14 protein-coding genes are annotated in these 13573 nt (G+C 68.4%); 3 read left to right on the top strand and 11 right to left on the bottom strand.

Annotation, left to right across the window (positions count from 1 at the left end):
• The first annotated feature begins 28 nt into the window (after positions 1-28).
• The 3 genes from AX708_RS17885 to AX708_RS17875 all read left to right on the top strand — a co-directional run bounded on the left by AX708_RS17885 (position 29) and on the right by AX708_RS17875 (position 4000).
• Positions 29-1462 (top strand): M20/M25/M40 family metallo-hydrolase, encoded by a 1434-nt coding sequence (locus AX708_RS17885; RefSeq protein WP_066532414.1) that lies wholly within the window; start codon positions 29-31, stop codon positions 1460-1462.
• Positions 1463-1655: 193 nt separating this feature from the next.
• Positions 1656-2894 carry a glycosyltransferase gene (locus AX708_RS17880; RefSeq protein ID WP_066532415.1) on the top strand — a complete coding sequence of 413 codons (1239 nt, stop codon included), beginning with the start codon at positions 1656-1658 and terminating at the stop codon, positions 2892-2894.
• Positions 2891-4000 (top strand): lysylphosphatidylglycerol synthase domain-containing protein, encoded by a 1110-nt coding sequence (locus AX708_RS17875; protein WP_066532418.1) that lies wholly within the window; start codon positions 2891-2893, stop codon positions 3998-4000. The genes AX708_RS17880 and AX708_RS17875 overlap by 4 nt, the downstream gene beginning before the upstream one ends.
• A 5-nt stretch (positions 4001-4005) precedes the next feature.
• On the opposite strand, the gene AX708_RS17870 is transcribed toward AX708_RS17875, so the two are convergent.
• From AX708_RS17870 to AX708_RS17820, 11 genes are read right to left on the bottom strand one after another with little or no spacing between them, the layout of a single operon-like run.
• The gene (locus AX708_RS17870; protein WP_066532419.1) at positions 4006-5448 is read right to left on the bottom strand and encodes a methyl-accepting chemotaxis protein; all 1443 of its coding nucleotides are present in this window, start codon (positions 5446-5448) and stop codon (positions 4006-4008) included.
• 60 nt (positions 5449-5508) lie between these two features.
• Positions 5509-7047, bottom strand: coding sequence for a methyl-accepting chemotaxis protein (locus AX708_RS17865; RefSeq protein WP_066532420.1), 1539 nt, complete (start codon positions 7045-7047; stop codon positions 5509-5511).
• A 4-nt stretch (positions 7048-7051) separates the two neighbouring features.
• A complete protein-coding gene (locus AX708_RS17860) occupies positions 7052-7354 on the bottom strand; it encodes a hypothetical protein (protein ID WP_066532423.1) in 303 nt (100 codons plus the stop codon).
• Positions 7344-7649: a hypothetical protein gene (locus AX708_RS17855; RefSeq protein ID WP_066532426.1), complete on the bottom strand. Its 306-nt coding sequence runs from the start codon at positions 7647-7649 to the stop codon at positions 7344-7346. The genes AX708_RS17860 and AX708_RS17855 overlap by 11 nt, the downstream gene beginning before the upstream one ends.
• A gap of 2 nt (positions 7650-7651) precedes the next feature.
• On the bottom strand, positions 7652-8092 hold the full coding sequence (locus tag AX708_RS17850) for a chemotaxis protein CheW (protein WP_066532429.1): 441 nt from the start codon (positions 8090-8092) through the stop codon (positions 7652-7654).
• 28 nt (positions 8093-8120) lie between these two features.
• Complete coding sequence (locus tag AX708_RS17845) at positions 8121-8504, bottom strand: response regulator (protein WP_081095326.1); 384 nt, start codon at positions 8502-8504, stop codon at positions 8121-8123.
• Between the two features lie 18 nt (positions 8505-8522).
• Complete coding sequence (locus AX708_RS17840; protein WP_197426262.1) at positions 8523-9089, bottom strand: chemotaxis protein CheD; 567 nt, start codon at positions 9087-9089, stop codon at positions 8523-8525.
• Positions 9086-10159 (bottom strand): chemotaxis-specific protein-glutamate methyltransferase CheB, encoded by a 1074-nt coding sequence (gene cheB, locus AX708_RS17835; protein ID WP_066532432.1) that lies wholly within the window; start codon positions 10157-10159, stop codon positions 9086-9088. The genes AX708_RS17840 and cheB overlap by 4 nt, the downstream gene beginning before the upstream one ends.
• Positions 10156-11049 carry a protein-glutamate O-methyltransferase CheR gene (locus tag AX708_RS17830; protein ID WP_066532434.1) on the bottom strand — a complete coding sequence of 298 codons (894 nt, stop codon included), beginning with the start codon at positions 11047-11049 and terminating at the stop codon, positions 10156-10158. Before AX708_RS17830 ends, cheB begins: the two co-directional genes overlap by 4 nt.
• Before the next feature lie 2 nt (positions 11050-11051).
• Positions 11052-13178, bottom strand: a complete 2127-nt coding sequence (locus AX708_RS17825; protein ID WP_066532437.1) for a chemotaxis protein CheA — start codon at positions 13176-13178, stop codon at positions 11052-11054.
• Positions 13175-13432, bottom strand: a complete 258-nt coding sequence (locus AX708_RS17820; protein ID WP_066532438.1) for an STAS domain-containing protein — start codon at positions 13430-13432, stop codon at positions 13175-13177. Before AX708_RS17820 ends, AX708_RS17825 begins: the two co-directional genes overlap by 4 nt.
• Positions 13433-13573: the final 141 nt, after the last annotated feature.

Below are 13573 nucleotides of genomic sequence, written 5' to 3'. Positions count from 1 at the left end.
AGATGTGTATAAGAGACAGCCTTGCGCCATGAACCGCACAATGACCGCGCTCGCCGCGCTTTCGCTCAGCCTTCCTGTTCAAGCCAAGACGCCCCCGGCCCCCGCTCTGCCGCCGGTCCCGAGCCTCGAGCAGGTGGCGGACAATGCACTCAAGAGCGACGTCAATGCCTGGGATTTCGTCGAGGGCATCACCACCGAAGTCGGCCAGCGTCAGGCGGGCACCGAGGCCGAGGCGCGGGGGCGGGCGTGGGCAGTGCAATGGCTGAAGGAAAGGGGCTTCCAGAACGTCGCGGACGAACCCTACATGATGCCCACCTGGGTGCCGGGCGAGCCGGGCACGGCCGAGATCGTCAGCCCCTTCCCGCAGAGCTTCGCCATCGCGCCGCTGGGCGACACGGCCTCGACCGGCCCTGAAGGAATCACCGCCGAAGTGGTGATGTTCGCGAGCGTCGCCGAATTGCAGGCCGCGCCCGAAGGCAGCCTCAAGGGCAGGATCGCCTTCGTCAGCAACGACATGACCCGCACGCAGGATGGCAGCCAGTACGGTTTTGCCGGCCCCACGCGCTGGGTCGCGGCGGGGATTGCGGCGAAGAAGGGGGCGCTTGCCACCGTCATCAAGTCGGTCGGCACCGACGATCACCGCAACCCTCACACTGGTGGCACCAGCTTCCCCGAAGGCGTGACGCCCACTCCGGCGGGCGCGCTCAGCAATCCCGATGCGGCGAACCTCGAGCGCATGTTCGCCCGCGCCAAGGGCAAGCCGATCACCATGAAGCTGGTGCTGACCCCGCAATTCCTCGGCGAGACGCAGAGCGGTAACGTCGTGGGCGAAATTGTCGGGCGCAATCCCGCGCTCCCGCCGGTGCTGCTCGCGTGTCACCTCGACAGCTGGTGGCTCGGTACGGGCGCGATCGACGACGGCGCGGGCTGCGCGATCATCGCCGGGGCGGCGCTGAACGTGGCCAAGGCTGGCCAGCCCTTGCGCACCATTCGCGTGCTGTTCGCGGGCGCCGAGGAGACCGGGCTGTGGGGCAGCAAGGCCTACAGCAAGGCGCATCTGGCCGAGCCCATCGCCGTCGGCCTCGAAAGCGATTTCGGCGCGGACCGCATCTGGCGGTTCGATTCGAATTTCCGCACCACCAACCCGGAGCTCCACAAGAAGATTGCACTCGCAGTGGCCCGCTTCGGCGTTTCGGCCGGCACCGACGTCGCAGGCGGCGGCGCGGATCTCAATATCGTGCGCGACCAGAAGGGCGCGCTCGTCGATCTGCAGCAGGACGGCACCCGCTATTTCGATCTCCACCACACGCCTGACGACACGCTCGACAAGATCGATCCGGCCCAGCTGCGGCAGAACGTCGCGGTCTGGACACAGGTCGTCGGGATCCTCGCGAACGAGGGCACCGCGATCCTCACCGGCACGCCGGTTCCGTCGGCGCCTGCGATCATGAAATCGCGGTAATCTGACACGGATGACGCATATTGGTCACGTTCTGGTCGGCATATCGCCACCGAACTGACCGCAAACTGTCGCGCTGGCGAAATGCATTGCGGGCAATGGTGCGCAACCCTGCCGCGCGCCCGAGCCTGCTTTGCGCCCTCCACGCTCATGGCTCCCCTCTGGTCGCCGCGGCCGAGCCGAAAAAGGCGTGTGCATGGCGAAAGATCTGCTGATTTGCGACCTGACTCAGAGCTGGTCGCCCACCGGTGGCGGTGGCATCTCCACCTACCTCAAGGAAAAGAAGAAGTTCTTTCAGGAGAACACCGAGCACCGGCTGCTCCAGATCGTGCCGGGCCCGGAAGACCGCATCACCGTGGAGGGTCGCACGATCTTTGCCGAGGTCGGCGCGCCGCTGGTGTGGGGCAGCCCCAACTACCGCTGGATCAACCGCAATGACGCGGTCTTCGCGCTCCTGAAGGAATATCAGCCCGACATCATCGAGAGCCTGTGCCCCTGGGTGCTGCCGTGGATCGCGATCCGCCACCGCCGGCGCTATCCCAACACTGCGCTGGTCGCCGGCTACCGGACCGATTTCCCCAACGCGCAGGTTTACCGCGTGATGAAGGACCTTTCGGGCCACTATCCTGCAAGCTTTTTCCGCAATGTCGCCTATTTCTACGCGTGGATGACCTACCACCGCTTCGACCGGGTCTACACCCTCAATCAGGAAGCCCGCGGGATGCTGGGGGGGCTCGGCTATCACAACACCGGGGTGCTGGGCCTTGGGGTCGATATCGACATCTTCTCCCCCGGCCACCGCGATCCGGGTTTCCGCGCCGAGATGGGCCTGCCGGACAATGGCGGCCCGCTGCTGATCTATGCCGGGCGGCTCGACAACGAGAAGCGCGCCTATGTGCTGGTCGAGATGTTCAAGCAATTGCCGCGCGCGATGGGCGCGAGCATGGTGCTGATGGGCGACGGCAAGCTGCGCGAGGTACTGATGGAAGAGGCCAAGGGCTTGCCGATCGCCTTCCCTGGCTACGAGACCGACCGCGCCGCGCTGGCCCGGGCGCTGGCTTCCTCCGACATCTATGTCAGCGGCATGGCCGACGAGACCTTCGGCATCTCGGTGCTCGAGGCGCAGGCCTCCGGTCTGCCGGTGGTGGGGGTGGCGAGCGGCGCGATGCCCGAGCGCGTGCCGCCCGGCACCGGCTACCTCGGCCCGGTCGACGACCCGGTGGCGATGGCGCGCGGGGTGGTCGAGGTATGGCGCGATGATTACGCCGGACGCCGCCAGCGCAGTCTGGCGCTCGCCGCGGCGCACAACCGCTGGCCGCAGACCTTCGAACAGCTCATCAATGTCGAATATGCCGCAGCCCTTGCCGCGCGCGATGCCCGCATGGCGCGCGGGGCGTGGCTCGGCCCCGTGAAGCGGGCATTGAACGTCTCTTGAGCGATCCGGAAACCTCCAAGCCCGCGCTAGCCCCGTGGCAGCGTCTGCCGCGCCGCACCTTGACGATCGCGCTCTCGGTGCTGCCGCTGGTGGCGCTGGCCAATGTCGCGGTGCTGGTTTGGTCACTGGGCGGGATCGATCTTGCCGGCCGGCTGGTCGCGCCGGGACTGCTGCTGCTGGCGGCGGCAATCGCCTTCGTGCCGATGCTCGCCAACTCGCTGCGCTTCGCGCTGTGGGGACGGTTCCTCGGCGTCGGGCTCGGCTTTCGCGGGGGACTGAAGGTGGTGACCGGGACGATGGTCACCAACTCGATTACGCCTTCCGCCGCGGGCGGGATGCCGATCAAGATGCTGTTCCTTCTCGGCGAGGGCGTGCCGGCACGCCGCGCGGCGACGCTGATCTCGCTCCAGACGGCCGAGGATGCGCTGGTGATGACCTCGCTGGCGGCGCTGTGCGTCACATTCAGCGGGTTTCAGCTGGCCGATTTCCTCGGCCGGCAGCAGGGGCTGGTGGTGCAGATCGAGACCGATCTGGTGCTCATCGCAGGGATCGCGCTGGGCGTGATCGCGCTGGTCACGGGACTGGTCGGGGCGCTGCGGGCCGGACTGCTCGGCGAAGGGCCGCGCGCCCGCGCCGCGGCGCTCCTCGCCCGCGCCCGCGATTTCGGTGCTCATGTGGTGACGGACTGGCTCGGGGTGATGCGGCGCGGCAAGGGCATGGCGCTCGCCAATCTCGCGCTCGCGCTGGCGCAATGGCTGGCGCGCTTCTCGATTGCAGGCCTGGTGCTCGCGGCCTTTGGCCAGGAATGGCACCCGGCGCTCTACTGGCTGTTGCAATACCTCGTCCAGTCGATCAGCTCGGTGGTGCCGACCCCGGGCGGCGCGGGCGGGGCGGAGGCGGGGTTCCTGCTGCTGTTTGCCCCCTTCGTTGCCGCCGGCGTGCTGGTGGCGGCGATGAGCACCTGGCGGCTGATCTTCTTCTACCTGCCTCTGGCGGGCGCGGCGCTGGTGTTCTTCCTGCTGCAGCGCGGCGCGCGGGCAGGCGCCGATGCGCCCGACCCGCGCGTCGCCGAAGATGCCGCGGTCGTGCCGCAGCCGGCCGAATAGTCCCGTCAGGCGGCGCGAGGGAGCAGGACGGGCTGGGCAAAGCCGCCGCGCGCGCCCACTGTGAACTGCGACAAGGCGCTGTCGAGCAGCCCCGCTTCGCGCGTGAGGGACGTCGCCGCGGCGGTGCATTCTTCCGCCATCGCCGCGTTCTGCTGGGTCGAGCGGTCAAGCTCGCCCACCACGGTGGTGATCTGCGAGAGGTTTTCCGCCTGGACCGCGGCCGAGGTGGCGATCGACTGGATCGCTTCGGACAGCGTGGTGATGTCGCGGGTGATCGCAGCGAAGGCATCGCCGCTGCGCCCGACCAGATCGACCCCGCGGCTGACCTGCACCGAGCTCGACGAGATCAGCGCCTTGACCTCGTCGGCGGCCTCGGCGCAGCGCTGCGCGAGCGCGCGGACTTCGTTGGCGACGACGGCAAAGCCCTTGCCCGCCTCGCCCGCGCGTGCGGCTTCGACGCCCGCGTTCAAGGCCAGCAGGTTGGTCTGGAACGAAATGCTCTCGATCACCGCGATGATCGAGTTGATCTCCTGCGAGGAGCTTTCGATCTGCTGCATCGCACCGACCGCCTCGCTGACGATCTGCGAGCCATCGGCGGCGCGTGCGGTGGTGTCGGTGATGGTGCGCCGCGCGTTCGCGCTGATCGAGGCGCTTTCCTGGACGCTGGCGTTGATCGAGACGATGGCGGTAGCGGTTTCCTCGAGATTGGCGGCCTGTTCCTCGGTGCGGCGCGACAGGTCGTCGGCAGCCGAGCGGATCTCGGTCGCCCCTGCGTTCATCGCCTGCATCCCGCTCATCACATTGCCGAGCGTAGCGGCAAGCGTGCCGAGCGCGGCGTTGAAGTCATGCTGGACCTGGGCATATTCGGGCGGAAACCCGTCGATCCGCGCGGTGAGATCGCCCGCGGCGACCTCGCGCAGAGCGGAGCCTAGCTTGTCGCTGACCAGCGTGCGCACGCGCTCTTCGGAATTGTGGAAATAGCCCGAGAGCGCAAGGTCGATGTCCAGCAATGCGACCTTGATCAGGATCGCCACTTGCCGTGCCTGGGCACGCTTCCACGGAAGCCAGGCCTTCCAGCCCGGGGCGATGATCGCGGTGACCAGTTCGTCAAGCACGAGGCCATAGGCGCCGACATACCACTTGGGCTCGAGCCCGATCCGCGCGTGGACATTGCCGATGCGGGTGGCGCGATCGTAGAAGCGCCGGTCCACCCCGTCGCGGAACACCGCCAGCCAGTGTTCGGCCTGCATCCCCTTGGCGCGGGCCATCTGCTGCGGGCTGTCGAAATGGTCCGACAGTTCCTTGCGCGATGCGATGACCTTGTAGAAACCGTCCAGCGCCCCGTCGAGCCGGCGCTTCAGCGCCCGGCCGATACCGGCGAGCGTGGATTGGCGGACCTCGGCGAGGCCGTAATAATCGAGACGCTCCTGCAACGGATCGGCGGACATTTCAAAGCTCCTTTGGTGTAGGCTGGAACGATCTTCGAAGAAAGCGGATGGCGGAACGGGTCATGCGGCGCGGCTCAGCGGCAGGGCGGCGGGGGCGACGGCGCTGTCCGGCTGGCGGAAGCGCGACACCTGGCCGCTCAGCTCCTCGGCGCTGCGCAGCAGTTCGACCGAGGCGGCGCTGGTCTGTTCGGCCATCGCCGCGTTTTGCTGCATCCCGCGGTCGAGCAAGCCCATCGCGGCATTGATCCGTCGGATCGCCTCGAGCGACCCTTCCGAGCCTTGTGCGATGTGATCGACCTTCCCGGCAATGTCGGAGAAGCGCGCGACCAGCGAGGCGAGCAGGGTGACAAGCTGCTGCACCCGCGCCACGCCGACAGCGACCTCTTCCTTGGAGTTGGCGACCAACGCCTTGATCGCGGTTGCCGATTCGGCCGAGCGTTGGGCAAGCTCGCGCACTTCGCCGGCGACCACCGCAAAGCCCTTGCCCGCCTCGCCCGCGCGCGCGGCCTCGACGCCGGCGTTCAAGGCCAAGAGGTTGGTCTGGAAGGCGATGGTGTCGATAAAGCCGATCATCTCGCCGATTTCTGCCGAGGAGGCCTCGATCCGCGTGATGGCCTCGGCGGCGGCGGTGATTTCTGCGGCGCCGCGATCGGCATCGGCCTTGGCGTCGAGCGCGGTCGTGCGGGTCTCGGCCCAGAGGCCCGCCTGCGCTTCGATGTCTTCGAGCAGCTGGCCCGCAGTGCGCGAGGCGCCCTCGATAGCAGCAGTCTGCTGCTCGGTCGTCGTCGCGACGTCGGCCGAGGCCATGCGCAATTCATGGGCGCCTGCCGCGACCTGATCCGCCGTTTGCGCCACTGCGCCAACCAGCTGGTTCAACTCGGCGCATGATCCGTTCAGCAAGGTGCGGGCACGATCATACTCGCCCGGGAAGGGGGCCACGAGTTGACTCGACAAATCGCCCGCAGCAAGGGCTTGGAGCCGTCCTGAAAGGCCCGACAGTACCTGTTCCTGCTGTTGCGCAATAGCCTCGCGCTCGGCCGCGCGTTCCGCTTCGAGCGCAGCTTCGGCGCGGCGCACGTCGGCCAGATTCTCGAAAAGCGCCTCGAACTTGCAGCACAATGCGATCAGGACCGCTGCCTCGATCACCAGAATCACGGCGTGGAACATCACCCGCAGGATGTCCCCGTTGCTGTCGAAGACAAGCGCGGGGGCGATGAAATTGAGCGCGAGGTGGTGGACCGCCGTTACGATGGTGCCAATCACGATCACCCGCCAATCGGCGAGCGCGGCTAGCATGGCGAGAAAGGAGAAGAACACCATGTGCATGTCGATGATCCAGCCGGTGCCGCTCGCCATCGCCAGCAGCAGCGCGGCAAGCAGCGGATAGGTCACCCCCATCGCGAGGCGCGCCGACTGGTCCGCGCGGCGGGTCTTGGCAAACCACAGGGGCGCAGCAACAAGTGTCGCGGCTGCCGTAGCCACCAGCAGTGCACCAGCAAGGATCGCCCAGATCACCAGCGTGCCACCAATCAGGCCGGCGACCAGACCGATGAGCCGCATGCCGGTTTCGCGCAACGTGCCGAGTTCATCTTCAACCATGTTTCTACCCCGCGCTCTCGGATTGGCAACCGCGCACGCGGGCGGCGATAGGCAGGATGCCGTGGCCAAGCGCGCGCAGCAGGCCGGCATTGTCGGCGACGCGGGCGATCACGCGCCCGCGGGATGTGTCGAGTGTGAGCAGCGGTGCGTCCTCGCGCTGCGCCCAGGCGATCACGCCGCGCGCGTCGCTGCCGTTCAGCGGCACCAGCAGCGCCGCCTGGCCGGGGCGCGGCCACACCAGCGCCGCGACCAGCGCCAGCACGACGCCGGTCGCCTGAAGCCCCAGCAGCGCCCGCTCAGCGCGCATCGATCGCCTCCAGCGCGAGGCGCAGCTCGCCCAACCGGATCGCGGCGACCGCGGCGTCGGGGTCGGCGGCGGAAAGCACATTCGCCATCTCGCGCAAGGACTGCGCGAGGCGGTCGATCTGCTGAAGCTGGACGAGATAGCGCGTGGCGACATCATAGTCGCTGCACAGCACGATCCCGAAGGCCTCGGCATCCTCGGCAAAGGTCGCCAGATGACCCGCGATCCCGGCTAGCAGCGCGGGCGAATGGGGCGCGCCTGCGGATGTTCGCGCAGGCGCGTGAAGGGGGCGGCTCATGTTCAGGCCGCCAGTTCGAGCGGCTCGTCGGCCATCAGCCGCGCCAGATCGAGCACCATCACCATATCGTCGCCCAGCGGGGCGATACCTTCGAGGAAATGCGTGATGCTCTCCTGCCCCATCGCATCGGGCTGCTGGAGCGTGCCGGCCTCGATCGAGACGATGTCGGCGACGTCGTGGACGATCAGCCCGCGCATCTGGCCCTCGTGCTCGATGACGATGATCGGGTTGCGCGGGGTCGCTTCGGTCGGCGTCCAGCCGAGGCGGGCGGCGAGGTCGATCACCGGCAGCACCGCGCCGCGCAGGTTGACCACGCCCGCGACATAGTCGGGCACACGCGGCAGGCGGGTGACGGGCGACCAGGCGCGGATCTCGCGCACGGTCATGATGTCGATGCCGAAGCGCTGGCTGGCGATGCCGAAGGTGATGAGTTCGTGGCGCATGGGAGCGGTCCTCTTCCGGCGGGCAGGGTCAGTGGATCACGCGGCGCAGCGCCGCGGTGAGCTTGTCGGCGTCGAAGGGCTTGACGATCCAGCCGGTCGCCCCGGCATTGCGGGCGCGCTGCTTCTTCTCGTCGGAGCTTTCGGTGGTCAGCACCAGGATCGGGCGTTCGGCGTGGAGCGCGCTGGTGCGCAGCTTCTCGATCAGCCCGAAGCCGTCGAGGCGCGGCATGTTGATGTCGGTGATGATCACGTCGACCTCGTTCGAGGCGAGCCATTCGAGCGCCTCCTGACCGTCCTCGCACTGTTCCACGGCAAAACCGCGCGAGGTGAGCGCGCCCAAGAGGAGCGCGCGCATGGAGGCACTGTCGTCGACCGTGAGCACACGGATGGGGGCAGAGTTGCTGGCTTGCATGATGGGCTCCGTTTGAATCTAGAATAGCTCGACCGTCCCAAGCGCCGATTGCGGCCGCCCCAGTGGTTTCTCCGTAGGGGCAACGTCAGAGGGCACGAGGCGCGCGCGGACCTGGCCGCTGGCGGGACGGAACTGGATGCGGCGCGCCTGGGTGCCCTCGAGATCCTCGAACACGCAGGGGATTCTCTCGCGTTCAAGGAACTGGCGGGCGAAGGCGGCATTGGCGGTGCCGATCGGCGACAGATCGGGGTTGAGGTTCGCGCCCCCGTAAAGCCGCGCCCGCAGCCGGCTCTTGATGGCGCCCATCCCGAGCATCTCGTTGATCAGGAGCTCCATCAGGAACAGGCCGTAGTCGCTGTCGAATTCCTGATGGCGGACATGCTTAGGTGGCTCGGCAAGAAGGAAGTGGTTCATCCCGCCCACCCGCGAGACCGGATCGAACATGCAGGTGGCAACGCAGCTACCGAGGATGGTGCTCATCTCGACGCGCGGGTCGCTGCTCGCCTTGGCCTCGCCCTGGACGATGGTGACGCGCAGAATTTCGGCGGCGGCCGCCGGCTGGAGGAAGGGGGTCATGTCGCTCATGACGCGGTCGCCCGGGCCGGGGTGAAGATGGCGGGCGCAATGCGGTCCAGCGGCAGCACCTCGCCCGCCGCGCCCAGTTCGATCGCGGCGCGCGGCATGCCGAACACCACGCAGCTCGCCTGGTCCTGCGCAATCGTGCGCGCACCGATGCTGGCGAGCTGGGCCATGCCCTGGGCGCCGTCCTGCCCCATGCCGGTCAGCAGGATGCCGAGCCCGCGGCTCCCCCGCGTGCCGCCGAGGGTGGAGGCGAGCGAGGCGAACAGCCGGTCGACGCTGGGGCGGTGCCCGGTGACCGGCTCGCCCTCGCGCAGCACGCAGCGCAGGCCCCGCATGCCGGCCGAGGCGACCTGCAGATGGCGGTCATTGCCCGGCGCCAGCAGCACCATGCCCCGCTCCAGCGGCATGTCGCTTTCCGCCAGCATCACCCGCGGACGAACCGCACGGTCGAAGGACTGCGCGATCGCGCCCGCAAAGCAGCCGTTGATGTGCTGGACCACCAGCGTCGGCGGGCAATCGGCAGGAAAGCCCGCGAGCACGGTGTGGAGCGCCTCCACGCCGCCGGTCGAGGCACCGATGACGATCACATCCGGGAGCGCGGGGAGCAGCCCGGCAGGCGCGCTCGCAGGCTCGGGCGCAGGCGCGCGGGGCGGCGGCGGGGCGGGGGTGTGGATGAAGCGCACCCGCGCCGCCTCGCGCACCATGTCGGGCAGCGCACCGTCGTCCTCTTCGCCCGGGTTCATCCGCAACTGCGACTTGGCGATGCATCCCACCGCGCCCAGCTGCAGCCCGCGCGCGGTGGCGCTCGCCCCGGCCTCGGTCGCGCCCGAGACAAGGATCACCGGGGTCGGGCGCAGCTGCATGATCTTCTCGAGGAAGCTGAGGCCGTCCATCCCCGGCATCTCGATGTCGAGCGTCACCACATCGGGATTGAGCGCCTTGATCATCCCGCGCGCTTCGGCGGCATCGGCGGCGGTGCCGATCACGGTCATGTCGCTCTCGCGCGCCAGCCGGTGCTGGAGCAGCGCGCGCATCAGCGGGGAATCGTCGACAATCAGGACCCGTATGGTCATGCGTGGCCCTTTCGCCGGTAAATGGTCGGCCCGACCGGTTCGAGCAGCGCGGTGGCAGGCCCGCTGACGCGTTCGGAATGGCCGATATAAAGATGACCGCCCGGGGCCAGCTGGCGCGCGAAGCGCTCGATCAGCCGTTCCTTGGTGGGAATGTCGAAATAGATCATGACGTTGCGGCAGAAGATCACGTCGAAGGGACGGTTCATCGGCCATTCGCCCATCAGGTTAAGTTCGCGAAAGCGGACCATCGCCTGCACTTCCGGGGCGATCGCGAGACGCGGTTCGCTCGCGTTGCTGCTTGCCACGCACCAGGCGCGGCGCAACGCCTCGGGCAGGGCATCGAGCGCGCTCGTCGGATAGTTGGCCGCCCGCGCCCCCGCGAGCGCATTGACCGAAATGTCGCTGGCCAGCGCGATCAATTTGGCCCGCGTCAGCTTGAGGCCCGCCGCCCGGTCGGGACCGAGCAGCACCATCATCAGCGTCCAGATCTCCTCACCGGTCGAACAGCCCGCCGACCAGATCCGCACATCCGCGCCCGCGTTCGCGCGGGCCAGCAGATCGGGGCGGACAACGCTCTCGAAATGCTCGAAATGATGCGGTTCGCGGTGGAAATAGGTGTGGTTGGTGGTGAGCGCGGCGACCACCTCGGTCATGGTGCGCGGATCGCCCGCGAGCGTGTCGAGGAACGCGCCGAAGCTCGTCAGCCCGCTGCGACGCACGAGCGGGGCAAGCCGCGAATAGGCGAGCATCTTCTTGCGCTCGGACAGGACGATACCGGTCTCGGCGTGGATCAGCGCCGCCACGCGGCGGAAATCGGCCTCGCCATAGATCGCCGGGCTGACACCGGGGACCATGGCCTGACTGTCGGAGGGAGCGACCGAACCCTGCATGGTCAGGCCGCAGCCGCCAGCGGCACATGGCTGACCAGGTGGCGCGCGGCGTTGCTGGCGATGAAATCGACATCGACGATCAGCGCGACCTTGCCATTGCCGAGGATCGTCGCGCCCGCAACGCTATCGATCTGGCGATAATGCGCATCCAAGGCCTTGATCACGAACTGGCGCTGGTCGGCGATGGCATCGACCAGAAGCGCGGCGCGGCCGTGGCCCTCGGTCTCGACCAGCACCAGCACGCCCTCGCAGGGGTTGCTGGTGGCCCCTTCCGCGCCGGTCAGCACGCCCAGCGGCACGATCGGCACGAAGCTGCCGCGCGCGTTGAGCATCTGCGCGCGGGTGCCCATGCCCTTGACGTCGGCAGGGGTAGGGCGGAGGCTCTCGATCACGTGGGTCAGCGGGATCACCAGCGACTGGTCGCCGACCTGGACGATCATCCCGTCCGAAATCGCCAGCGTCAGCGGCAGCGCGAGGCTGAAGGTGGTGCCCTTGCCGGGAACGCTCTCGATGGTGATGCGCCCGCCCAGTTCCTTCACGTTCTGCTTGACCACATCCATGCCCACGCCGCGGCCCGAAATGTTCGAGACCTGCGCGGCGGTGGAGAAGCCGGGGGCGAAGATCAGCTGGTTGATGTCGTCGTCGGTGAGCTGCGCTTCGGGGGCGACGAGGCCTTGTGAGATGGCCTTGGCCAGCACCCGGTCGCGGTCGATCCCGCGCCCGTCGTCGGCGATGCGGATAATGATGCGCCCGGCCTTCTGTTCGGCCGACAGGGTCAGGGTGCCTTCGGGGTCCTTGCCTGCCGCGCGGCGTTCCTCGGGGCTCTCGATCCCGTGGTCGACCGCGTTGCGGATGAGGTGGGTCATCGGCTCGGACAGGCGCTCGATTACCGTCTTGTCGAGCTCGGTGGTCTCGCCCGCGACCTCGAGCTTCACGTGCTTGCCGGTCGATCCGCCAAGCTCGCGCAGCAGGCGCGGGACGCGGCCGAAGACCGAACTGATCGGCTGGGCGCGGAACGCCATGGCATGTTCCTGGATGTCGCGCACCAGCCCGTCGATCAGGGCCAGCTCCTCGATATGGGCGAGGTTCTCGTTGGTGAGGCGCTGGGCGAGCATGGCCTGGGCGATCACCAGTTCGCCCACACCGTCGATCAGCATGTCGAGCTTCTTGAGGTCGATGCGGACAGACTGTGTGGCGGCGCTGCCAGCGGGGGCTGCGGCGGCGGCTGTGGCAGCGGCGGGCGGGACCGGTGCGGCCGCGGCGCTCGCTTCCGGCTTGTGGATCGGCTGCGGCGCCTCGGTGTGGGGCGTGGCCGGCGCAGGTGCGCTGGCGGCAATGCGCGGCGGCGGCATCGGATCGCCGTCATAGGCGAGCGCGACTTCGTCGCCGACGAAATCGAAGATCTCCGCCACCGCATCGCGCGCGACGGTGCCGGGCATGCGGAAGGTCCAGCCGAGATAGCCCTCCTCGACCTTGAGCCGCTCGAAGGTGGGGACCGCAGCAATGTCGGCATGCTCGCAGGTGCCGCCCAGATCGGTCAGTTCGCGCAGCCACAGCAGCGGCTCGCTGCCCTTGGTCATGGCGCCGGAATGGGGGCGGATGTGCACCAGCCAGGTGTCTGGTGCGACAGGTGCCGCCGGCGCAGGGGCGGAAAGCTCGCTCAGCAGCGCGTCGAGATCGTCGAGCGGATCGGCGGCGGCAGGAGCAGGCGTCGCGGCGGGCGCGGGCGGGGAGGCGGCAACCTCCCCGCCGTTGCCCGCCCGCGCAGCCTCGAGCCGCGCGAGAAGATCGGCATCGTCGGGCACAGCGCCGCTCCCGCGCGCGGCTTCGACGTGGTCGCGCAGGCAATCGAGCGCGAGCAGCAGGAGGTCGACCAGCGCCGGTGCAAGCGGCACCTTGCCCTCGCGCACGTCGCCCAGCAGGTTCTCGAAACCGTGAGTGTAGGCCGCGAGCGCGGTGTGCCCGAAGGCCCCCGCGCCGCCCTTGATCGAATGGACCGCGCGGAAGATCGCGTTGATCGTCTCGCTGTCGTGCGTGCCCTCGCGGCAGGCGGCAAGACCCGCCTCGGCCGCCTCGAGCGATTCCTCGCACTCGACGAAGAAGATCTGTTTGATGTCGTCTTCGGTCATGCTGCGATACCTTCCATCACCACGTGATCGAGCCGGGTCAGCGCAAGTGCGGCGGTGAAGGCGGCGCTCGGCTGATGGATCGCGATGCCGCCCTCGCTGCGCGCCGCCGATACGAGCAACTGCAGCATCGCCTGCCCGATCCGTTCGACCCGGCTCGCATCGACGCCGAGCGGCGCGGGGCCGAGCGAATCCGCGATTTCCGGATAGAGCGCGCTGGCGGCGCTACGATCGCAGATGGGTGGAAGGCTGATCATGGGTGCGAACCTTGTGCGGAAAGGAGGGGGCGGCGCGGACGAGCGTCAGAATTCGCTCCAGTCGTCCTCGGCCAGAGCGGGGGAGGATGCGGGTGCGGGTGCGGGGTCGGGCTTGCGGGCGAGGTTGCCGGTGACCGGGAG

Source organism: Erythrobacter sp. CCH5-A1 (genome assembly GCF_001557115.1).
GTDB lineage: Bacteria > Pseudomonadota > Alphaproteobacteria > Sphingomonadales > Sphingomonadaceae > Erythrobacter.
The sequence above is the reverse complement of the archived record's forward strand: the minus strand, read 5'-3'. Positions and strand labels throughout refer to the sequence as shown.